24 protein-coding genes and 2 pseudogenes are annotated in these 20,759 nt (G+C 44.0%); 21 read left to right on the forward strand and 5 right to left on the reverse strand.

Annotated features, from left to right (window positions below; all coding sequences use genetic code 11):
- Nucleotides 1–47: 47 nt before the first annotated feature.
- Nucleotides 48–1,283 carry an MFS transporter gene (locus KZ483_RS04750; protein WP_220351580.1) on the forward strand — a complete coding sequence of 412 codons (1,236 nt, stop codon included), beginning with the start codon at nucleotides 48–50 and terminating at the stop codon, nucleotides 1,281–1,283.
- Nucleotides 1,284–1,423: 140 nt separating this feature from the next.
- Here the strand turns inward: KZ483_RS04750 and KZ483_RS04755 are convergent, their stop codons facing one another.
- Nucleotides 1,424–2,218 carry a hypothetical protein gene (locus KZ483_RS04755; RefSeq protein WP_220351581.1) on the reverse strand — a complete coding sequence of 265 codons (795 nt, stop codon included), beginning with the start codon at nucleotides 2,216–2,218 and terminating at the stop codon, nucleotides 1,424–1,426.
- 92 nt (nucleotides 2,219–2,310) lie between these two features.
- Here KZ483_RS04755 and KZ483_RS04760 point away from each other — a divergent pair, with 92 nt between their 5' ends.
- Together KZ483_RS04760 and KZ483_RS04765 are read left to right on the forward strand one after the other, a co-directional pair.
- Nucleotides 2,311–2,553 carry a hypothetical protein gene (locus tag KZ483_RS04760; protein ID WP_220351582.1) on the forward strand — a complete coding sequence of 81 codons (243 nt, stop codon included), beginning with the start codon at nucleotides 2,311–2,313 and terminating at the stop codon, nucleotides 2,551–2,553.
- 421 nt (nucleotides 2,554–2,974) lie between these two features.
- On the forward strand, nucleotides 2,975–3,694 hold the full coding sequence (locus tag KZ483_RS04765) for a hypothetical protein (RefSeq protein WP_220351583.1): 720 nt from the start codon (nucleotides 2,975–2,977) through the stop codon (nucleotides 3,692–3,694).
- 602 nt (nucleotides 3,695–4,296) lie between these two features.
- Here the strand turns inward: KZ483_RS04765 and KZ483_RS04770 are convergent.
- Both KZ483_RS04770 and KZ483_RS04775 read right to left on the reverse strand, forming a co-directional pair.
- Nucleotides 4,297–5,880, reverse strand: a complete 1,584-nt coding sequence (locus KZ483_RS04770) for an MFS transporter (RefSeq protein WP_258881540.1) — start codon at nucleotides 5,878–5,880, stop codon at nucleotides 4,297–4,299.
- A gap of 194 nt (nucleotides 5,881–6,074) precedes the next feature.
- On the reverse strand, nucleotides 6,075–6,317 hold the full coding sequence (locus tag KZ483_RS04775) for a hypothetical protein (RefSeq protein ID WP_220351584.1): 243 nt from the start codon (nucleotides 6,315–6,317) through the stop codon (nucleotides 6,075–6,077).
- Between the two features lie 208 nt (nucleotides 6,318–6,525).
- Here KZ483_RS04775 and KZ483_RS04780 point away from each other — a divergent pair, with 208 nt between their 5' ends.
- Nucleotides 6,526–7,377, forward strand: coding sequence for a LysR family transcriptional regulator (locus KZ483_RS04780; protein ID WP_220351585.1), 852 nt, complete (start codon nucleotides 6,526–6,528; stop codon nucleotides 7,375–7,377).
- Nucleotides 7,378–7,485: 108 nt separating this feature from the next.
- Nucleotides 7,486–7,773, forward strand: coding sequence for a hypothetical protein (locus tag KZ483_RS04785; RefSeq protein WP_220351586.1), 288 nt, complete (start codon nucleotides 7,486–7,488; stop codon nucleotides 7,771–7,773).
- On the opposite strand, the pseudogene KZ483_RS04790 reads toward KZ483_RS04785, so the two are convergent.
- Nucleotides 7,686–7,891, reverse strand: a pseudogene (locus KZ483_RS04790) (transposase); the annotation flags it as partial. The gene KZ483_RS04785 and the pseudogene KZ483_RS04790 overlap by 88 nt on opposite strands.
- Before the next feature lie 778 nt (nucleotides 7,892–8,669).
- Nucleotides 8,670–9,584, reverse strand: coding sequence for a hypothetical protein (locus tag KZ483_RS04795; RefSeq protein WP_220351587.1), 915 nt, complete (start codon nucleotides 9,582–9,584; stop codon nucleotides 8,670–8,672).
- 128 nt (nucleotides 9,585–9,712) lie between these two features.
- Between KZ483_RS04795 and KZ483_RS04800 the strand changes: the two genes are divergently transcribed.
- The 16 genes and pseudogenes from KZ483_RS04800 to KZ483_RS04870 all read left to right on the forward strand — a co-directional run bounded on the left by KZ483_RS04800 (nucleotide 9,713) and on the right by KZ483_RS04870 (nucleotide 20,607).
- Nucleotides 9,713–10,093: a winged helix-turn-helix transcriptional regulator gene (locus KZ483_RS04800; protein ID WP_220353263.1), complete on the forward strand. Its 381-nt coding sequence runs from the start codon at nucleotides 9,713–9,715 to the stop codon at nucleotides 10,091–10,093.
- Nucleotides 10,068–10,445: an HIT family protein gene (locus KZ483_RS04805; RefSeq protein WP_220351588.1), complete on the forward strand. Its 378-nt coding sequence runs from the start codon at nucleotides 10,068–10,070 to the stop codon at nucleotides 10,443–10,445. Before KZ483_RS04800 ends, KZ483_RS04805 begins: the two co-directional genes overlap by 26 nt.
- Nucleotides 10,446–10,643: 198 nt before the next feature.
- Nucleotides 10,644–11,396: an RNA polymerase sigma factor gene (locus KZ483_RS04810; RefSeq protein ID WP_220351589.1), complete on the forward strand. Its 753-nt coding sequence runs from the start codon at nucleotides 10,644–10,646 to the stop codon at nucleotides 11,394–11,396.
- Nucleotides 11,397–11,467: 71 nt separating this feature from the next.
- Nucleotides 11,468–11,896 carry a VOC family protein gene (locus KZ483_RS04815; RefSeq protein WP_220351590.1) on the forward strand — a complete coding sequence of 143 codons (429 nt, stop codon included), beginning with the start codon at nucleotides 11,468–11,470 and terminating at the stop codon, nucleotides 11,894–11,896.
- A 17-nt stretch (nucleotides 11,897–11,913) separates the two neighbouring features.
- Nucleotides 11,914–12,297, forward strand: coding sequence for a VOC family protein (locus KZ483_RS04820; protein ID WP_220351591.1), 384 nt, complete (start codon nucleotides 11,914–11,916; stop codon nucleotides 12,295–12,297).
- An 86-nt stretch (nucleotides 12,298–12,383) separates the two neighbouring features.
- On the forward strand, nucleotides 12,384–12,797 hold the full coding sequence (locus KZ483_RS04825; RefSeq protein ID WP_220351592.1) for a serine hydrolase: 414 nt from the start codon (nucleotides 12,384–12,386) through the stop codon (nucleotides 12,795–12,797).
- 491 nt (nucleotides 12,798–13,288) lie between these two features.
- Nucleotides 13,289–13,507, forward strand: a complete 219-nt coding sequence (locus KZ483_RS04830) for a VOC family protein (protein ID WP_220351593.1) — start codon at nucleotides 13,289–13,291, stop codon at nucleotides 13,505–13,507.
- A 147-nt stretch (nucleotides 13,508–13,654) separates the two neighbouring features.
- Nucleotides 13,655–14,254: a hypothetical protein gene (locus tag KZ483_RS04835; protein ID WP_220351594.1), complete on the forward strand. Its 600-nt coding sequence runs from the start codon at nucleotides 13,655–13,657 to the stop codon at nucleotides 14,252–14,254.
- Between the two features lie 222 nt (nucleotides 14,255–14,476).
- Nucleotides 14,477–15,735: pseudogene (locus KZ483_RS04840) on the forward strand (IS110 family transposase).
- Nucleotides 15,736–16,906: 1,171 nt separating this feature from the next.
- Nucleotides 16,907–17,284 (forward strand): 3'-5' exonuclease, encoded by a 378-nt coding sequence (locus KZ483_RS04845; protein WP_220351595.1) that lies wholly within the window; start codon nucleotides 16,907–16,909, stop codon nucleotides 17,282–17,284.
- The gene (locus tag KZ483_RS04850; protein ID WP_220351596.1) at nucleotides 17,281–17,586 is read left to right on the forward strand and encodes a PolC-type DNA polymerase III domain-containing protein; all 306 of its coding nucleotides are present in this window, start codon (nucleotides 17,281–17,283) and stop codon (nucleotides 17,584–17,586) included. The genes KZ483_RS04845 and KZ483_RS04850 overlap by 4 nt, the downstream gene beginning before the upstream one ends.
- Before the next feature lie 127 nt (nucleotides 17,587–17,713).
- Entirely contained in the window at nucleotides 17,714–17,896 is a 183-nt protein-coding gene (locus KZ483_RS29040) for a hypothetical protein (protein ID WP_397376149.1), read from the forward strand.
- Nucleotides 17,826–18,056, forward strand: a complete 231-nt coding sequence (locus KZ483_RS04855) for a hypothetical protein (protein ID WP_220351597.1) — start codon at nucleotides 17,826–17,828, stop codon at nucleotides 18,054–18,056. The genes KZ483_RS29040 and KZ483_RS04855 overlap by 71 nt, the downstream gene beginning before the upstream one ends.
- A 740-nt stretch (nucleotides 18,057–18,796) precedes the next feature.
- On the forward strand, nucleotides 18,797–19,123 hold the full coding sequence (locus KZ483_RS04860) for a PadR family transcriptional regulator (protein ID WP_220351598.1): 327 nt from the start codon (nucleotides 18,797–18,799) through the stop codon (nucleotides 19,121–19,123).
- On the forward strand, nucleotides 19,072–19,863 hold the full coding sequence (locus tag KZ483_RS04865) for a VanZ family protein (protein WP_220351599.1): 792 nt from the start codon (nucleotides 19,072–19,074) through the stop codon (nucleotides 19,861–19,863). The genes KZ483_RS04860 and KZ483_RS04865 overlap by 52 nt, the downstream gene beginning before the upstream one ends.
- 417 nt (nucleotides 19,864–20,280) lie before the next feature.
- A complete protein-coding gene (locus KZ483_RS04870) occupies nucleotides 20,281–20,607 on the forward strand; it encodes a DUF3147 family protein (RefSeq protein ID WP_220351600.1) in 327 nt (108 codons plus the stop codon).
- Nucleotides 20,608–20,759: the final 152 nt, after the last annotated feature.

Consider the following 20,759-nt stretch of genomic DNA (forward strand, 5'->3'; position numbering starts at 1 on the left):
GGATTCATAATAATATACCGATCGGTACAATTAAGGGAGGTTTTTCAATGTCAAGTTTCCCGGAGCTCCGTCCGAATTACATGGAGTCACAAGCTCAACTTTCGAGCGCAGCGGTTTTACTATATGCGGTCATCTGCGGCTCGGCAGTAGCCACGGTTTATTTTTCTCAACCTTTGCTTGATGCGATCGCTATAGAATTTGGAATCAATAGCTCTGTCATCGGCACGGTAGTAACAGCGACACAGATGTGTTATGCGTTGGGATTATTTTTTCTGGTCCCGCTAGGGGATTTGCTCGACCCGCGTCGACTTGTAACCGGAATGATGGTGTTTATAGCGATCGCATTAAGTATTGTTGCGTTAGCTTCGAATACTTTATTTCTATTCCTCGGCATGGGGATGGTTGGTTTCCAGGCTGTAGTTGCACAAGTCCTTGTTGCACTTGCCGCTGATCGAGCGCCGCAGCACAGTCGTGGCCGGACCATTGGAGTCGTTACGAGTGGTATCGTAATAGGAATTCTACTGGCCCGTGCCTTCTCGGGTACCTTAGCGGATATGGCTGGATGGCGATCCGTTTATATAGTCACGGCAGTAATCACGATCTGCATGGCTTATCTATTCCTAGCCGTTACACCCGCTGCACGGCGTCCGCCTAGTCAAAACACGTATTGGAGGATACTCCGCTCCATGAAGGATTTATTCGTTCAAATTCCACTATTAAGAATTCGTGGACTACTTGCCTTCTTTATTTTTTCGGACTTTAGTATATTATGGTCCTCAATGGTATTGCCGATGAGCTCCCCTCCACTTTCGTTCAGCCACAGTGTGATTGGATTGATTGGACTTGCCGGTGTAGCGGGGGCGCTGGCCGCCAGCAGTGCGGGACGACTGGCAGACCGGGGATTAGGACAACGGACGACAGGCATCGCTTTGTTTCTGTTATTGTTTTCCTGGCTGCCAATAGGGTTACTACAGCATTCCATGTGGTTGTTTATCATAGGGGTCGTTATGTTGGATTTCGCGGTGCAGGCGGTTCACGTTACTAATCAAAGTATGATATTAAGTACTCGCCCAGAAGCGGGGAGCAGGCTAACCGCAGGATACATGATTTTTTATTCCTTTGGAAGCGCAACAGGTGCAGTAGCATTGACCTGGATTTATTCTTGGGCGGGGTGGTTCGGCGTGTGCATACTGGGGACCTTGGTAAGCATGATCGCGGTGTTATTTTGGGCTTGCACTTTGAAAATGTCCGATCGTTCTCCTAAGGCTGGAATCTGCTTATGAAGTATTCATGGACGAACTGTCGCACTTAGATTGACAATCCGTCAAATGAAAATAGTGGTTGATCAGGGCGTACATGTCCTGATCAACCACTTTTTGTTTTTGGTCCGCTTTAGTTGAGCGGCCCACGCTTACACAGCTGCTTATAGAGGCAGAATGCCATACACCTCGGAAACCGGTAATGGAACAAAACGGATGCTTTTATCATCTCTTTGGAATATATAAATACCTGCTTGCTCTTGCTCGCCGTTATTCCAGCGCGTCCGGCTGTTTCCTATCCCCATTTGTTTCGCATCGCAATAAAGCCCCCGTGCATAACCCGGGGTGCGGAACACCACATCCGTACCATGCTTCACTTCCCCCGGATAAGAAGAACAGTACATCAGCTTGCCATCCACCATACAAACACTATGGGGATGATGAACCGCTTCGGGATAATGGACCCTGAGCGGTTGTCTTGTAATCAGCGATAGCTCCATAATCCCCCCGGATGGCCTTTCTTTCTGAGGTCTCCAGGGTCCATTCAGACAAAACATCGAGACAAATAAACGATCTCCTTGAATGAACAGATCGTTGAGATGAAGGACATCCGTCTCCTCAGGAAACAGCTTGATGTCGTTCACCTTCTGAAAGCCCGGCAGAAGATACATGCCGATCGCATTACGGTGTGTTTCCACAACATAAGCCACGTTTCGGTCAACCGCAACCCCATGATAATCGAGTGCCAGTTTATTGGAATGAATAACCTGAAAGTGATTATCGAGGAGCAAGAGGCCGGAGCTCGTCGTAGCCAAGACATACTGATTATTGTACTTGGCGATGCCTCTGCAATCCTCTCCCAACAGTTTTTCGTATTCTCCGGTTTTCGGGTCAAGCTTGAACAGCCCTCCTAATTGATTACAGCAAGTGACCAACCATTTCTTATCCCACAACATCATTTCTTCATTCCTCCCGATTCGAATGAATAGGACTCCCGCTTTCTATTAAGCTATGATAGTATATGAAGCTTTTCTATTAACAGATTGTACATATGCGCCTGAATCGGGAGATTGAAACTGGACCGGACAAAAGTCAGCCTGTCGTCTACAACCTTAAGAACCACCTTTTCAGTTTTGAACTCATTTTTGCCATCGACAATGCTTTCCCGGGCATGTGGGTGAAGAACGATAAAGGTGAAGTCGTATACGGCTCGGTTCAGCCGGAAGTCAAAGAAGGTCTTGAAATTCTGCAAAAAATGTATAATGACCGCTTGATTCTGCCCAGCATGGTTTAGGGAGTGCGAGCTGCGGGCCGGGGTCCAGAGGCGCAGCACCGGCTGGAATCGAAACCGTTCGAATTTCGGGTCCGGCTCAAACCGTTCTCATCGGGGGCATGTTTCTCCTCTCACGTTGGGGAAACAGGTAATCCCGTGAAGACATAGATTACCAATAAACATGATCGTTACACTGTGAGATAATCAAAGGAAAAACCAACGTTTGTGTGTTATGAAATCAAACAAACCTTGTATGCTTCGAACTGATGTGCTGATACAATAAGGTCAGGAAACGCCGAATGCGGATTCGGCTGCATATGGAACATCAAGCGCTGCTTGGGCAGAGCCTACCGCGAACATCTTTATTCAATTGCAGTTGAAATAATTGGATAGCAATATCAATGCGATAAAATTCAACAAGAATGGCAGATGAGGAAAGCTAATGATTAAGAAAATTCCAAAGCTCGCATGGTTTAGCATCGTTATCGTATTAATGACTATTTGGATTTATCAAGAAAAGTTAAATGAAGTTGAAGAACATGCCAGAACCATTAAACTGCTTTACCAAGAAAAGAATGATACGGCTTTTATAACCCTGTTGCAGCAAACCCCCTCGTTTTTACCTTTTGCACAGACAATGGAAGCTATAAGTACATCCAGTGAAAAAGAAAATCCAGCCCGAATACAGCAGCAGATTGAGCGGGCTAAATCTCAATCCAAAGAGTGGGAAGCACGCATATGGACCTTAATTGAATTTAGTGACGACCATACAAATAATCCGGATCCACTGCCCATGTTAAATCACTCAGTCGGAACTTCTGAGAAGCAGAATAAAATGTTGGAACTTACATTTCACGCTCGGATTTGGCGTGTGGTGTATTCGGTTAGTGGAACTTACTGGAAGGCGAAACCGAAGTTAATTGATGAAGAATCGAGAACGACATTAACAGCGATTGCCAATGAACTTCGCTCCATGGAGAAGACCATAAACACATTAAAAGAGAGTGCTGATTTTATGCAAACTCATGAAGATTATGATGAAACCATTAAAAAACAATTAATAGATCAATTTGGACGGCATTTAGAAAAATTGATAAAAATCCAGGACGATTTTTTTCAAAAGCAAAACGAAGAAGTGGCAGATACAAATAATGTAAGGTAAAGCGAGCGTGGGGCATATTTAATATCTAAAAAATTCAGGAGATCAATAAATAAACTATACCATTGAGGCTGCCTCCAATTAGATACGGATATCTTCCAATCGAGTATCGCTCCTATGAATCTTTTCTAATAGAGCAGGTTCGTACCTCGGCTCCTCTCCGAAACCCGGATATTTTCCCGTGGGTCCAAGCAGCGATCGATCTGGTTTTATGTGAATGTATGGAGTCGTCCGGGTTATCGAGTGGGTAAGAATGAATCCTATGAAGAGATGGCGCTTGCGCTTCGGGCGTGGGCATATCGTCATCAAATCCAAGTAAAAGAATTGAACTAACGGAAACGATAGCTTCATGACGACTGCCGATGAAACCGGCAGTCTGTTCAAATTAAGGCAGGATTCTTTTATGATTTGGCGAATAACCAAACCTCGAAGTCAATCGCAAAGGAGTGTATTGGCTACAACTAACGGTTGAATGCCTATCAACTTTGCTTACATTTCTTAACCTAAGCACTAAGAAAATACTTTATTTTCCATTCTAGACTACCGCTGCTTTTTATTGTCGGGCCAGTCTACTTTAATTAATCGGAGCTGACGCCTTGAAACGATTACGATTCAGCTTGCTTGGATTTAACCGCTTCGTCGCCGCCGTCAGTTCCAATATGGCGCAAGATGACGGCCGCCAGTATGGAGAGGATCGCGATGCTGCCTGCGCTCGTTGCCGCTGCTGCATTGAATCCCGCCGTGAAGGCTGCCTGCGCCTCCTCAAGCAAGCCGGGAGGCAGTTCTTGCGCTACCGAGGATGCCCCCGCGAGGCTGTCTCCGACGGCCTTGTGGACATCCTGAGCCAGCGTATCGGGTATCCGGTCGAACATCCGGCTGCGATAGACGGCGGTCGTGAGGCTACCCAGCGTGGCAATGCCAACCGCCAGGCCGAGTTCCTGCACAGTCTCGGACATGGCCGAGGCTGATCCTGCCTTCTCCGCTGGCGCCGCTCCTACCACCAGATCCGTGCCTAGCGCGGCGATCGTGCCAAGGCCGAGATAGACGAGTGAAAACGCGGCGGTGACCAGAGCAATGCCAGATGGCTCGTTTTCGAGGCGCGTGAGCATCAAATAGCCGATGACCGACAGTCCGAGCGCACCCGCGATCACATAGCCGGGCCGGATACGCCGCGATGCCAGCGGTGCCGCGATGCCAGCGGCCAGCATAGCGAGCGCCGGTGGCCCCATCCAAAGCCCCGCTACCAGCGGCGGTAGGCTGGCAACCAGTTGTAGGTACTGAGTGACCAGCAGCATCGTTCCGCCGACGCCGATGAGGCCCACAAGGAGTACGACCAATGCGACGCTGAATACCTTGCTAGTGAAAAGATCCAGGTCGATGAGAGGACTTTCCAGTCGGCGCTGTCGCCGAACGAACAAGATCACGAAGGCGAATCCACCAGCAATCGCAAGCGCTGTTCCGGTACTGAGCCCATTTTTGGAGATCTGCTTGATGCCGTAGATGATGGGCAGCAGGGCTAGGAGCGAAAGGGTGACACTCAGGATATCCAACCGGCCGTCCTGTGGTGCTCGGTATTCTGGAACGAGAAAGGGTGCGGCTACAAGCAGGAGCCCGACCACCGGCACCGCGACAAGAAAGGCCGCACCCCACCAGTAGTGCTCTAGCAATACACCGCCCACGACCGGGCCAGCCGCCATGCCGAGCGCGAACATGGTCGCCCAAACCCCAATCGCCAGCGCACGCTGGTGACGGTTGACGAACATGTTGCTGATAAGTGCCAGCGTCGATGGCATCAGTGTCGCGCCCGCCACACCAAGCGCTGCACGTGCTGCGATAAGCGTGGAGGCGCTGGTCGAATAGGCCGCGAGTACTGAAGCAATTCCAAAGGCAGCCGCCCCGACCATCAGCAGCTTGCGCCGCCCGATGCGATCACCCAGCGTTCCCATCGTGATGAGGAAGCCGGCGATCATGAAGCCATAGGCGTCCACGATCCATAGGGCCTGTGCGCTCGTCGGCCGCAGATCGATTGCTAGCGCCGGCAACGCCAGATGCAACAGCGTCAGGTCGAGCCCGAGTAGGATGGTTGGTAGGGAGAGAAGCGCGAGCCCGGCCCATTGGCGCGGGCCGGCGAGCCTCACGGACTGAAGTGTTCGCCCCACAGGTCCTTCAGTGGTGCATGGATTTGCCAAGAGAATCACTCCTTCTGATCTTCAATGCTTAATTAAATTACACAAGCTTCCTTCCTTTATGGCATCCCACCGTCCCCAGCGCATTGGCTTTCAGTTCCACTTGAGCGGCATGAGCAAGGAGGAAACGACCTCCTATATTCGGCACCACATGACCGTAAGCCGGACGGAGCGGCCAGTGTTTGCCGAAAACGCGCTTAGCCGGATCTTTGGCCGCTAGCCAAGGACTCCGTATGTGTTGAACCAGATCTGTGATTGAAGAAGCCGACGTCGGCCGCGTACTCGCCGATATGGACCGGCAGCGACGTTACCAGTTGATCCGCATAAGGGTCCCGTACTCTTATGCGGTTGGCGCATGCTGATTCTCGCATGAGCCTTCTTGTTGAACGCGGCATACTTCTCGCGTTGTTGGCGGATTGACGGTACATTTCCAACGCCATTGTCGGTGAGATTTACACCGTCATTTTACGCGGGCGGCAACAGAGACAACTCCAATTACTTCTAAAATAATCGTTCATGCTAGAAAAGATAAGCCATTTTTCCTCCTCCACTCTTTATTGTCTAAGTCGAGTATACATTGCATATCATTATCAAGTATAATGATTATTAGTGATATTAATATCACTTTTAATGATGGTGGTGTAAATCTTGGAACTAAGCGACCTGAAGTTATTTCAAGCAATTGCTGAAGAAGGAAGCATTTCTGGAGCTGCAAAGCGATTAGATTATGTTCAGTCCAATGTAACTGCAAGGTTACGTAGACTAGAGGATGAGTTGGGAGTCCTTCTTTTTTATAGAAGACCTAAAGGAGTTCAGATCACAGAAAAAGGTGCACTTTTCCGTAAGTATGTCGATTCAATTTTGCAAATGGCAGATGAGTCGATCAAAATACTTCAAGATCACGGTAAACCAAGTGGATTATTAAAAATAGGTGTTGTTGAAACGGTTACGTGCGGAAATTTCATGAACCTAATTGCTTCTTATCAATCGCGGTATGAACAAGTATCTCTCAGTTTAGAAACAGGCAATCCTCTTGAATTAATGGAGAAGGTAAAGAACTTTGAATTAGATGCTGCTTTTGTAACAGGTGAGCTGACTATTACAAATTTCGATACCGACTATTTATTAACGGATGAAATTGTATTATTATCTGGCAGGACATTAGATGTCTCAGCTTTAATAGAGCAAAAGTGGGCGATCTCTCCTAGAGGTTGTCCTTTCAGAATGAAATTGGAACAATGGTTGAAGGATGAGGGAGTTGCACTAAAGAACTTCATTGAGATTAGTTCATTAGAAACGATTTTAAGCAGTGTGAGAGCTGGGTTGACGTCCACCATTCTACCTAAATCGGTTTTAAAAGGTCCATATGAAGATTTACATGTGTACCCTATACCCGAATCGTATCAATTTATTGAAACAGGTCTTATCAGAAGAAGAGAAAAATATATGAGCTATGCTTACAAAGCTTTTGCAGATCTAGTTAAGGAAGAAGGCCTGTAAAATGTAATGCCCCCAATATCAAGACACGAATTTCTGAGAAATACGTTATGTCCTCCTTCCAGTGGTTAGGAAGCTCTCAATGCTCTCTAACAACAAGGAGTTAGGCGATTGAACATCCACGAAACTCAACTCCCGTTAATTTTATTACGGGGGTTGAGCGGGGCGGCTTCATACAAGTATTTATCTGAAATTGATAACATAGACTTACTCGAAATAACCATTCAACTATTTTTATTTAAGACAAGATGGGTAATAAATCATACACAAGAACTAACCGACCTGTGCAAAAACATGTGGTTAGTTAATGTCGTTATTTTATTTATGGTTGCTGTAAACTTGCCTGAAGAAAAAACACTTGGATCTACTCCAGCAAATGCTACCAACTTCTTTGCGTGATCAAAACGATCGATTTCCCCGATTTCAGCTAAAATTGTTGCAGAAATTTTAGTGCCAATACCGGGTATCGATTGGATTCAATCAACTCTTCAGCCAGGGCCTCTATCGATTTATCAAGGGTTGTTATTGGAGGAGCGATTTACATAAAAATTTCTCCGCAATCATATTTGTTGCTGATTGAAAGCAGGTTTTAGACTATTACAGTAAGCCAATCAAAAACAATAAAGAAATCACCCAGGGACGTGGTTCCAAAATTATGGTAAGTAAGATGTGGTTATTGGATCATCAAATGTTGTATACTACGCCAACACAGGCGAATACGTTAGTTCAATGAAGAGCTCTATACAAACAATGAAGGAGCTGCCGCGGCAGCTCCTTTGACATCTTCACAAAATATCGGATTTTGTATCTACCGGAGTTGTTGAACATGAGCACGCGCAGGCGTTCTCAATTTCCACGTGATAAAAACTAAAGCAACTATAGACAAAACTGCGAAACTTCCATATATCGTAGACAGATTTTTGGTTGATGTAACTTGTGATCCCTGCATTGGAACCACCTTGCCGGGGTGTCAGCGAGAGTGTATGCTGGATCTATATGTCATGGTCGTACCCATCTAGTTTCAGCTGCCACATGCAAACGGTTACTAGATTCTTAATCAACTCTTCACTAACCGTTTATGTAGTGCATTGCAATCGACGGTCTCAAATAATTAACCAAGGGGTCACTAATGTGACCGTTATAGATTCCATTATCACGTTTAGTATACTGCAAGTCAGACTGCACCTTCACTAGCTCTACTGAACGCTGCCATGGGCAGTAGACATGGCACTCCTTCTTCAATGGATGACCCGCAGTAACAAGAGCGTCATTATTTAATTTGGCAAGATTCTTTGCTACTCCGCCAAGAAGTGCTGCAGTTGCTGCTCTGTAGCATCGCCGTTCACAATCTTTTCCTTGATCGGCTCGGGGGCAAGGGGACGCTTGAAACGGACGTAATCAAATTCGGCTATGATGTCGGCGCGGTCGTTTGGTTCGTTGAAAACGGAAGAGTTGAACGCGAGAGCATTCATACCGAAAGACTTCTTTGTATTCCCGTGGGCATTAATTCCTACCTGAAGTGTTGCAGGGAGATCAGGACGATCGTAGCGCTTCAACAAAGTCCAGTCCTTCTGTTCATCATACTTATAAAACTGATAGTAGGCTGTTCCGACCCGAGCAATTTTCAATTGGATCCATCCTTCATGGACTGGTGTCTCCTCCCATGTGAATTGGCTCTGGTGGTTGGTCTTACTATCCAGAACCATCTCGGTCGGATTGTACGGAGTGCCGTAATTCAGGTACAGCCAGTTCTCCTGTTTGGGTACCCATGTAGCCGGTGTGATGTTTTTCGGCGCACGTACCAGCAGACCTGCTAGTTCGAAAGAGCCGGTCGGGATGTCGGACTGTTTGCCGGTTACTTTGAGCCGCGCAGTGACCACGAAGTCGCCGGTTACTTCCTTGAATAGATAAACACCGCGGTAGTCGCCATACCAGGTTGCGGTGTATGGAATAAGGGTCAGTGAGCCAGGATGGGATTGGTTTACATCGAGAATATCGATTTGGCTCGGCCAGCCTTCCACCTGATCGTTGCGCAACCAACTGCTTAATGTCGATCCATCGTTGAATTCGTCACTAAGCGCTGTCAATTCATCCTTCTTCCCGGCATCATCGCCTTTGTTCGCTTCTGTGGCGGAACCGAACCCGATGATCGAAAGGCCTAATAAAGCTGTAATGCCTGCTCTGGCAATCGATTTTGTTTTGTTATTCACGCTGTCTTCTTTCCTCCCTTATTTTCTTTTAGTACTGCAGCTTCATGGAAATTATAGGATGAATTCATAAAGTTTACAAGAACGCACAATTAAGTAATGGACTTACCTACAGGTAAGGATATGGAGGGATTCAGGTGAACCAGGAACGGGAGAAATGTCCGATTGAAATTTCCTTGGATGTGATCGGAGGCAAATGGAAAGTATTGATATTGTGGTATCTGTTGTGGGAGACGAGGAGGTTCTCGCAGCTGGAGCGGCTTATTCCCCAGGTTTCTCAGAAAGTACTGGCAGAGAAGCTGCGGGAGTTGGAGGAGAGTGGTCTGATTGAACGCAGAGTGTACCCGGTTGTGCCCCCGCGAGTTGAATATTCTTTAACCGAGGGCGGCCAGTCGATTCGTCCGCTCCTGATGGCGCTACTGGATTGGGGAAACCACTATAAGAACATGAACGAGGACTCGGGGGCAAGTACGACCATACGACCATGTGCAAGGGGATCAGTTAGTCCTTGATGATATTTGTAAAATACGATGGACAGCCCAGTACAAGCTGTTGCTAATACTACCTAAAGGACATTATCATAATGTCGATGACTTAGATGAAATCACTGCCAATGAGATTATGAAGGCATCCAGACTGCTTGCGAGTTTACTGAATTCCCATTTCCAACCCGATGGAGTAACCATTCTTCAAAACAATGGGAAATTTAATGATTTAAATCACTATCATATGCATATCTTCCCTCGCTATGAGTCGGATGGTTTTGCTTGGGTAGAACCATCTGATTCAACAAACGCAAAAGGACGTTTAAAAGAAACCACCACGAAGTTGGTTGAATTGATAAATCAGCAGTCTCTACGCTAACGGATTACGATAGTGAAATAACGAGGGAGTAGATTGCCGCGGCAACTGCTCCTTTGTTCTTCATTTAAGTAACGGGCAGTTTTGTTCAACAAGATGTGATAGAATATGATCACATTCGTCGGACAGAAACAGCCTTCTCCGTTAACGGTCAGGGTAACGGGTTAATAGTAAACTGATTGTTAATGGAGCGGTAAACAATTGAACGATAAACAGGATCCTTCCTCGCATTCATACATACTTAACATTATAAATGAATATCAACACGAACTATACCGTTATTGCAGGGTGTTAACCGGATCCGATTGGGATGCCGATGACCTTATACAGGAAACGTTAATGAAGTTGTTTGCTTTCGGAAAGAAAGTACATATTCCTTTACAAAAAGCTTATGTTTTCCGCATTGCAACGAATGCTTGGATTGACATGTGCCGCAAAAATAAACTCGTGTTTGAGGTACTGCAAGACGAACCTGATATTCCTGCAATGGAAACTGACCCTATAGAGATTAGGGATTCACTGGAACTACTGCTGCTTAGGGTACCCCTAAGTCAAGCGACTGTTATGCTGCTTATAGATATCTTTCAGTTTACAACAAAGGAAACTGCAGAAATGATCAATTCTTCGGAAGGCGCGGTTAAAGCACTGCTTCATCGTGCAAGAACCGGAATCCGCAAACACTTTCACCCCCATCGTGTAGAGAAGAGTTCCCTCATGTCACGATCAAAAAAACCTACCAAAACTATGTCAAAAACAGAACCACCGCATCAGCTCATTAACCGCTTTTCAGAAGCTTTCCTACGCAGTGATCCCTATGATATCAGTCGCGCCTATATGGAATTGAATCGTAACGAAATCGAAGTCGCTCAGGAAGAAAACAGCGGAGCTCTTTATTTTCGATTTCGGGACCCGGAAGGGAATTTATGTTTCATTGAATCGGAAAATATTTTTTGATACTGCGTATCGATTCGGAGAAATTTTTCGTTATACAAGTGAACTGAGTTCAACAGAGGGAGCGGAGGATAATGGGTGACCCGGTATTAAATCGAATTCGAATGGTTAGTTTGCGTGTACGAAATAAATCGAAGGCAGAAGAATGGTATACAAAAAAATTGGGACTGCAGGTCTTATGGAGAAATGAATCTACGATTGGGCTTCAAGCGAAGGAGTCGTGGGGAACAGTCGTAGTACTGGTGGAAGCGGCAGACCCGTTACGCTTCGAGCAGGAGACGGTTATTCACTTTACCGCGTCAAACATTCATGAGGCATATGAGAAGGTGAAAGCAAGTAGTACTGCTTATGTTGAACAAATTCAGACTTCTGGTTCTACAGCGATGTTCTGTTATCATGATCATTCCGGTCCACCCACGATGATCTGGTCAGAGTTAAATCCAATAGATCGCTCCGAGGATATAGCAAATCTGATTTCCCGGTTTGTCCCAATACTAGCATAGTCAAAAGGAGAATGGGAATGAACGACTCGAAGCAACAGTTAACCCACATAGGTGTCGTATTCCGGCATGCCGAGGATATCGACAAGATGAGAGATTTTTATGAAGACATATTGAATATGGAAAGGCAATGGATGACTTCGACCGGAGCAACCGGATTGCGAACGGGAAAGGGGCCTGGCCCAACTTTCATCATCGATTCCAAACAATCCAGTCCGGATAGCTTGGTTGCTTTCAACTTTGAGACGGCTGACGTATTCGGTTGCCACAGGAGGTTACAATCTCAAGGGGTTGTAACCACTGATGTCCAGACGTTTAAAGACCATTCAGCGCTGTTTCATTTTACGGATCCGGATGGATACACCCTCATGGTATGGGGTTGCAATCAAAGCGTAAAGGAATAAGCACGAATGATAATAAAATCGAAACCGACGACATTAAAACCCAAAAAAATAGGAGATGCATATGAATAATATTGTCTCGTCTGGATATGGCAATCAGTCTAAAAATACAAGCGGATGGATATTCAGCGTATGAAGACCGTGTCATTGGTGGCAAGTTCGTGGATATGTCGACACTAGCTGGCGCGGCTGGACTGTTTTCTACGACTTCAGATCTTTACCGGTTTGATCAAGCACTCCAGAATGGTCAGTTGCTTAGCCGGCGCAGTTTAGAACGCATCTTCACGCCCTTTAGACAGAACTACGGATATGGCTGGCATATCGATGAGCAAGTTTTTAGTGGAATCAACCGTAAAAGGATCTACCATGGGGGGTTAAATGATTCCGGATTTTTCACGCGCATGACTCGATTTAGGGATGATCATTTATTGGTGATTACGTTAAGCAACTTTCTGTTATCGCCTCTGGAAAAAATCAATCGTGATCTGGCAGCTTTGATATGAGAAACGATAAACGATCCGGAGAAAGCAGGTCCCTATGTAGGTGAACCGGCAAGGCATACGGATTATGAAAGACTTGCGGGTCAGTATGAAGCCTTTATGCCGATCCCGGTTACCGTGGAACAATCACGGCTATTTATCTCCATATTTGGGTTTAAACTCGAGCTCTTCCTCCAAAACGAAACAGAGACACAGATCGATTGCTATTCCAAAGCTGCATATGTTCGTGTTACCTTCCATAAGAACAAATCAGGGGTCGTTACTGGGGCAGCTATTCAGTGGCTCGGAGAAGATGGCTATTACGCCAAGAGGAGCGGTGCAAATGAATGACCAAATGACTGATAAGAAAGTACCGGATTTAAGAAGAAATGATACCATCTTTTTAAATGTGTAGGATTCCAAAGCCGCCAGTGAATGGTATGCAAGCAAACTTGGACTGAATACATCCTATGCATCTAGGAAGAGCAAATCCACCAAGCGGCATTGGCATAACCATGTTGAGTGATTCAGGACATAACGCAGGAGTCTTGTTTAACTATTTTACCCCGGATATCAGGCTGGCACACGACACTATGAAAGAAAACGGTGTAGAGATCGTTGGGGAAATAAAAGATTTTGGCGATTTCGCGGAGTTTAATTTTAAGGATTTAGAAGGTAATTTGATGATGGTATGTTCTTGGCAGAAGAAGTCACCTATCGATTCTCAAAGCTGATTTTTAATTAATGAGCACTCGTAAGTTATTAAAAGACTGTTCATTTCAAAAGGGCTGCATCTTGGCAATCCTTCCCTCCGCTAACGGGCAGGTTATTTCCAATATGTGCTATTAATGGAATCAGTGTGATTTAAGGGAGGAGGAAGTATGAAACTAATAAATAAAGTGATTCTCACTATTATCATTTTTGTGTGTATAATCGGCTGTTACTTCTACATCAATTTTATCGGTGGGAATCGGTTTACTCCGTTAGCCGCAGCGAAAGCACAGGAATCTGTAGGAAAGGATGTAACGGTGTTTGATCAAGTAGACTTATCATGGGGAAAGGTGTTTTTGATTGACACACCGAACGGGGAGCGCACAGCTGTTGTGCGTAAAAAAGGGCCATTCTGGTTTTGTAATTTTGTAACCACATTCGATGATGTAAGTAAAAGCGATCCAATAAGAACTGTTGGTTGGCTAAATTATCAGTATACGGCTGTTAACCCTCCTGAGTCGGTAACACTTATAGCTGTTATTTCAAATGACCCGCAAATTGCTTTTATTGAAGTTGGTGATGGAAGTGACCGTGTAAAAAGGAAAATAGAAACCAACAAACCATTGTTAGTGTGGTGGCCTAAGACATTTCCAGGGTCTAACCTAAAACCACTAGCATTATCCTCTGAAGGAAAGTTACTTTATGAATACCGTTTTGCACAGGAAAATGTAACTGATACGAATACCCTAAAATGGTATCCTGTGCAGTAAATTTTGAACTAACGGGAACGATAGCTCCATGACGCCAGGCTACCGGATGATTAATCGGCAGCCTGCTCAACTCCCTCGGGCAGCATTCCTATTATTAAGAAATATCGGGTTTGAGAAATAAAAAGACTTGGTATGATGTTGATGGGTCCACTACGCTGGTCAGCTACCGGATCCAAAAACAAACCAAGGAGACTATAAGATGCATTCTACTCAAAAGAACGAATTAATCAAATCACATCTTCTACCTTAATTGTCGTTGTGGACATCGCAAAATTTAAACATGTGGCCAGGGCACAAGACTACCGCGGAGTGGAGTTCGGGAAGCCAATTACGTTTGAAAACAATCGGGAAGGCTTTGAGTTGTTCGTAAGTTGGTTCCGGAAGATTTCAACGGAACGAGGGTTCCAGGACGTCATAGTGGGTATGGAGCCTACCGGTCATTACTGGCTGAATCTCGCTCATTTCCTTAGAGAAAAGCAAGTTAGGTACGGTGTGGTGAATCCACTGCATGTTAAGAAAAGCAAAGAACTCGATGACAATTCTCCAACGAAGAATGACATCAAGGATGCGAAAGTCATTGCACAGCTGGTCAAAGACGGGAGATACGCCGTACCAAGCCTCCCCCAGGGCGTTTATGCTTGCGGGAAGCGATGAAAATTCGCGATCACCTAACGACTGATCTGTGTGTTGTGCAAGCACGTGTCCATAACTGGTTGGATAGGTATTTTCCAGAGTTTCTGACGGTATTTAAAGATTGGGAGTGCAAGTCAGCCATCCAAATGCTGAGCCTTCATTTGCTGCCGCACGAACTTGTTCACATGCCGGATGAAACCTTGTTGCGGCACCTGAGGGAAGCTGCAAAGCGAGGGCTTGGTCTAGGTAGAATCAAGAATCTGAAAGCAGCAGCGAGTTGTTCTATCGGCATACGAGACGGTTCAGAGTTAGCTAAAATGGAGCTAAAGCTACTGCTGACCCAGTACGAATGGTTTCAAAACAAGCTCGAAGAACTGGAAGCAAAATTGGATCAATTGCTCATGCAGATCCCACATGTGCAGCTTTTGCTGGCCGTTAAAGGGATCGGCAGGGACACCATCGCAGGATTTCTTGCTGAGGTAGGTGACATTAGTCAGTACCGTCATCCAAAGCAGATCACGAAGCTTGCTGGATTAAATTTGAAAACAAATACATCTGGCACACATACTGGACAGACCAAGATAACCAAGAGAGGCCGAAAACGTCTTCGCGCCTTGCTCTTTAGAGTGATGATGCCGTAAGTTGCTAAAAATGCAGCCTTCCGAGCCTTGCACGAGTACTACACGAAACGGCCGGTAAATCCATTAAAAAAGATGCAATCCCTCATCGCTTTATGTAACAAACTGATTCGGATCCTATTCGGCATATTGAAAAAAGGACATGAGTTCAGTGAGGAAAAGATGATGCAGGATATCCCTCGATTTGGAGAATTACCGCAAGCAGCTTAAACTTAAACGTATTTTCAAAAGGCCAAGATTAATAAGATAACAGAAGCACGGATGAGTCGGAACGACGTTAACATACGGACGAAGATCCTTTCGGGCAGCATATCTGACCTCCACCTCATGGAAAGGTTGAATGAAGGAATGTGGGAGCGTAGACTCTGCGAGATGTGGGAGGGTTGACCGCAATGAGACCATGTGGAGATCCATAGGTGCAACCATACTTTACCGGAGTAACCACTTTTTACAGACGGTGGTCTAGGCGAAGGCTTTTTTGCGCCTTCACCAGCCCCACAAATTTCTTCATCTACTACTTTGTTCCATAGAGGGAGTATATTTGTTCAATGTATTTTTCTATTCTCTTTCAAATTATAATGAGTTCAACGAATATTGAAAGTGGGAGGTAAATATGAATTATAAGAAATTAAGTAATATACTTGTATTTATTGTGAACGGTTTGACTACATACTTCAGTGCCATGTTTTATTTATGGAGTGGTCATACTAGATTGATTTATTGGACGTGGTTTGCTTTTGTTTTGACTAGTCATATTTTGTTTACTTTCTTTCCAAAACAATTCTCCTTCTTACTAAATTTCATTATAAAAATCGTTTTGCACGCTTTTACTACGTATTTATTAATGGTAGTTTTTGAACAAGTTTTTGGACAACTCTAGTCATTTTAAACAAACGGAACGATAGGACCACGACAACAGACTAACGGCATCTTCGACAGAATGAAAAGAAAGTAATCGTGCTTAATTCTCCGAGCGACGTTCGAAAGTTTATAGTTAGCGTGATGAACTGACGAGGAACAAGAGTTTAATAAATACCCACGACGAAAGTGATCTAAAGTAAACGTGAGGATCTCCAAGTTAAGTTCTTGAGGTCAAAGATAACATTCTACCTCTGACAACAATGATTCTTGGAATGCGGTGGCTTTGAAAGAAAAGCGAATACTATATCTTGGCAGATGTGCGTTGGAGAGGTTTTAATGATAGTCAAACGGCGGGAGCTTTTTTTGATGGTGCGTTTTATAGTGTGATGAACAAAAGTCATTATCAACTAACTGAAACGATAGTTGAATGTCAAAGGCGCTGTCGCGCGGCAGCGCCTTAGCTCAGTTAACTGGAATGCTCAGTATGCAAGGACAATAATTTTTAAGGTCGTGAAATGACGTGAATATTCATTTTTTATCTGAGTCTGAGTATCTGGTTAAAGATGTCTCTGTCGATCATATACATGAGCGACCATTTTGCATATTTGATTTAGAAGGCACGGGCATTGATGTTGAGACGGAGTACATTACCCAGTTTGGCGCCATTATTTATCAAAATGGCAAAATATTGCGTAAGTTCAGTACCTTGGTAAAATCGCCGAAGTTGATTCCGAAAAGTGTTGAACAATTAACGGGGATTACGAATGAAAGATTAACCGATGCCCCAGCTTTTGCAGAGGCATACGGGCAGTTTCTTGATTTTTGCGGAACAGCAGTATTAGTCACTCAGCTGGTTATGAGTATGACCTTCCAATGCTTAAAAGACACTGTCGAATGAGTAATTTAGCATTGTTTGAGAACAGTGTTATCGACACTAAGGCATTATTTACAAAAATACGTCCCGAACTTTTTGAAGTATTTAGTACCGATTTTCTTGTTAAGTATTACAAAATTAAAGCAAATGATATTAAACGACATGACGCGTTAGGGGATTGTGTTTTGATAAGCAGGATATTAGATCAAATATTAACAGAGTATAAGGAAAGAAATATACTCGAATTCAATGTTCAAGAGGGTCTAAAGGTTAAACGATTTACTATTCCTGCGATGTATCTTAAGGAGGAAGAAAAAAATGAATAATAACTTCCAATGGTGGATGGCGTACTCATTCCGCTAAACCGATACGATAGCCTAAGGGAAAAGGCTCGACTCGTTTTACGGCAGCGAATTCCGTGGGGAGCCTAACGGCGAGAAGGATCCCACTTCCTTGAAGCATCCTGTAACATTAGGGGAAGGCGAATATTTTGTGCTTGGTGATTATTGGAGACGAAGCTTTAATGACAGTCAAACGGCAGGTCCAATTACAAGCTCTGAAATAGTTGGCAGTTGTAGGATGGGAAGGACCGAAGGTATCATGGGATTACCAGCAAGGAGTCATTGTCGGAATTGAGCCTGACCGTGTTGCGATCGTCAGAAACGTTAGCTTCAATGCCCTGCGCGTAAGAAGCACGGAAGAGATTATGGGCATGGCTCACCCGGAGGCACTTTGGGCCAATGTTGAGCATAAGGAGGATATTCAATCGCTGAAGATCGGGGACCGTGAAGTATGAACTGATCGGAGACTTCAAGCTCACAACCCCACTCCAAGCGAAAGCAGCGAATTTTGAACGTGTCGGCAGTCTTTTTGAGTAATAGAATCACTAGAAGAAATACATTCCCCATAAGCGACCTGTGCGAATCCGCAGCTTCATTTCGCAGTCAGCAATGAAACAGTATTGAACTAACTGGGAACGATAGCTCCATGACAACAGACTGCCGGCATCATGGTCAGCCTGTCAACTATCAGGCAGATAGTGGACCATGCAACTTTATCTAATTGGATTATGTATAATTATGTAAAAGGCAATAAACCGAGAAAGGATAGCCATGAAGCCTCGAATAAAACTTGTATTATTGATTGTTTTACTATTTTTAATTCTCGTAACAGGAGCAATTACGATAATAAATTTTGCTAAGGGTTTAGGAGATAGCCATAATCAAATGGGGTAGTTCAAACCAATAAAAGTCTCATGAAGCTGGCGTTCCCAACTGTCGGGTGACAAGAAACATTATCTCATTAATTACCGCGTAAATTGCGGCATTTTTATTTTATGGGATCAAGTTCTTGTCGAAACCAAATGACAAGAACTTGATCCCATTCCCGATGGAACACTGTGAATTGAAGAAGGGGCTTAAGTAAAAGCCGGCAACGTGTCCTGCTCATTAACGGGTAGGATAGGTAATGAACTTAACTTGTAATACGATGTAGTGTGTATTACAATTTAGTTATCTTATTCGGGGGTGATAAACCGTGGACAAAGAATTGATGAAAGGAAGCATTGACATTTTATTGTTGGCAGAACTAAACCGTAATGATTCTTACGGGTATGAAATTGTAAAGAACTTAAAACAAAGAAGCAATAACTTCTACGATATGAGCGAGGGAACGTTATATCCTGCTTTAAGGCGCTTAGAGAATAAGGATTTTGTGACTTCGTATTGGGGAGAATCGAACGATGGGGGCAGAAGGAAGTATTACCGCATCACCGAAGATGGCAAATCAGAACTAAGACGCAAACTTAGCGAATGGAAGGAAATTCATTTCATGATATTAAACGTTACGGAAGGCGCGATATGAGTCATATTCAGCGTTACTTACAACAAATTTCTTCAAACCTTGATTGTGATTCCAGTACGAAAAAAGAGTTGATTGAGGAGTTTCAGGACCATTTGAAGTTATTAAAGAAGGAGTACATGGAGAAGGGACTTTCAGAGGATATAGCCGAAAAATGTGCGGTTTTCGACTTCGGGGAATACAAACCACTGCAACAAAAATTAAACCAAACACTTAATCCCTTCAAAATAATCTTAAAAGTAACGCAATGGCTATTCTTGGGTATATACACATGGTTCATACTAATGGCTTGTTTTATTGGAAAATTTGATAACTTATCTTACATAGATAATGCTGAAAGAGGGGTTACTCTAAGGTTTAATTGGGGGGCCAATCTCTATCCAAACCATAATTTGATTCCACTGAAAGGCATAGACCAAGAAATCGTTTCATCTATATTCTGGGTTGCCCGAAGAAATGCCTTTGATATTACATTCTTCAATACAGCTTTAGGTGTTGTTTTATTGTTTATTCCTTTAGGTTTTTTCCTTCCGGTATTATTTAAGGTCAATACTCTGAAGAAAATTCTGACTTATTCCGTTGTAATGGGGGTATCTATGGAATTGCTACAATTCATAACCCATACTGGAATTGTAGATGTAAATGATACTTTATTTTATGTAATCGGTTCAGCGATTGGATGGTTTATGTTCTCTTCCATAAGAAAAGTAAAAGTACAACAATTAGGAAATGTAAAAGCCTGATTGCTAAACTAACGGACACGATAGTTAAATCATTGCGGTGTTTGATGACGAAGACGCAATATCGAGCATATTGCACGGCACGGCGTTCCCCCCGTTGAAGCCGAGGAAGCATTTTGGGATGAGGACTGGCTTCCATTTCATGCCCATAGTGAACCTAGTAAACCCGCGCGAGCTCCTGGCGATCCGGATGGAATGATCAGAAAAAATCTTAGACCAATAAATAATGTGGGCAGATTAGTTAATTAATTACGAATGTTGATTTAGGGGGATTTATGGTAGATTATTAATGAGATTGAGCTTAGCTGAGAAAAGATTAGAAAGGTGAGATGAGATGAGCAGAGAAGAGATGAGAAAAGTAAAAGTGGTGAGCCTTGATTTTGCTGTGGGAAAAACGCAGTTTTTCAAGGAGGACTCGTTATGTTTGTAATCAAGGTAATTCTTTCAGCCATTGTTATTGCTACTGTTACAACAATCGCAAAAAAGAATACTTTACTTGCTGGTTTTATTGCTGCTTTTCCAATCACAAGCATGATTTCAATTGCTTGGATGGCTTACAACAAACAGAACAATACGGAGATTTCAAATTTCCTCATTAGTGTACTTTGGGGTATTATTCCAACAGTTGTAATGTTAGTGGCGACAGTAATTGGTTTGAAAAAGGGAATGCCACTAATTGCGTCAATTGGAATTGGGTTTAGCGTATGGCTTGCTTTTACAATTGTATTTCAAAAAATTAACGTCTAATTTTATTTTAAGCACTATCACCGTCGATAGTCTTTTCATTTGTTGCAAATTATAACAAATGTTCCGACTCCAGCATTGCACTCCCTCGGTACGAATTAGTTTTCTCACGAATGCTCGCTTATTCGCAGGATTCCGCCCCTTTTATGAGGGAT

Source organism: Paenibacillus sp. sptzw28 (assembly GCF_019550795.1).
Lineage (GTDB): Bacteria > Bacillota > Bacilli > Paenibacillales > Paenibacillaceae > Paenibacillus_Z.

Coding starts and splice junctions, on each gene's coding strand:
- KZ483_RS04750 (WP_220351580.1), top strand. CDS start 48: ATGTCAAGTTTCCCGGAGCTCCGTCCGAATTACATGGAGTCACAAGCT.
- KZ483_RS04755 (WP_220351581.1), bottom strand. CDS start 2,218: ATGATGTTGTGGGATAAGAAATGGTTGGTCACTTGCTGTAATCAATTA.
- KZ483_RS04760 (WP_220351582.1), top strand. CDS start 2,311: ATGCGCCTGAATCGGGAGATTGAAACTGGACCGGACAAAAGTCAGCCT.
- KZ483_RS04765 (WP_220351583.1), top strand. CDS start 2,975: ATGATTAAGAAAATTCCAAAGCTCGCATGGTTTAGCATCGTTATCGTA.
- KZ483_RS04775 (WP_220351584.1), bottom strand. CDS start 6,317: ATGGCGTTGGAAATGTACCGTCAATCCGCCAACAACGCGAGAAGTATG.
- KZ483_RS04815 (WP_220351590.1), top strand. CDS start 11,468: ATGGGTGACCCGGTATTAAATCGAATTCGAATGGTTAGTTTGCGTGTA.
- KZ483_RS04820 (WP_220351591.1), top strand. CDS start 11,914: ATGAACGACTCGAAGCAACAGTTAACCCACATAGGTGTCGTATTCCGG.
- KZ483_RS04825 (WP_220351592.1), top strand. CDS start 12,384: ATGGCAATCAGTCTAAAAATACAAGCGGATGGATATTCAGCGTATGAA.
- KZ483_RS04830 (WP_220351593.1), top strand. CDS start 13,289: ATGTTGAGTGATTCAGGACATAACGCAGGAGTCTTGTTTAACTATTTT.
- KZ483_RS04835 (WP_220351594.1), top strand. CDS start 13,655: ATGAAACTAATAAATAAAGTGATTCTCACTATTATCATTTTTGTGTGT.
- KZ483_RS04850 (WP_220351596.1), top strand. CDS start 17,281: ATGAGTAATTTAGCATTGTTTGAGAACAGTGTTATCGACACTAAGGCA.
- KZ483_RS04865 (WP_220351599.1), top strand. CDS start 19,072: ATGGAAGGAAATTCATTTCATGATATTAAACGTTACGGAAGGCGCGAT.
- KZ483_RS04870 (WP_220351600.1), top strand. CDS start 20,281: ATGTTTGTAATCAAGGTAATTCTTTCAGCCATTGTTATTGCTACTGTT.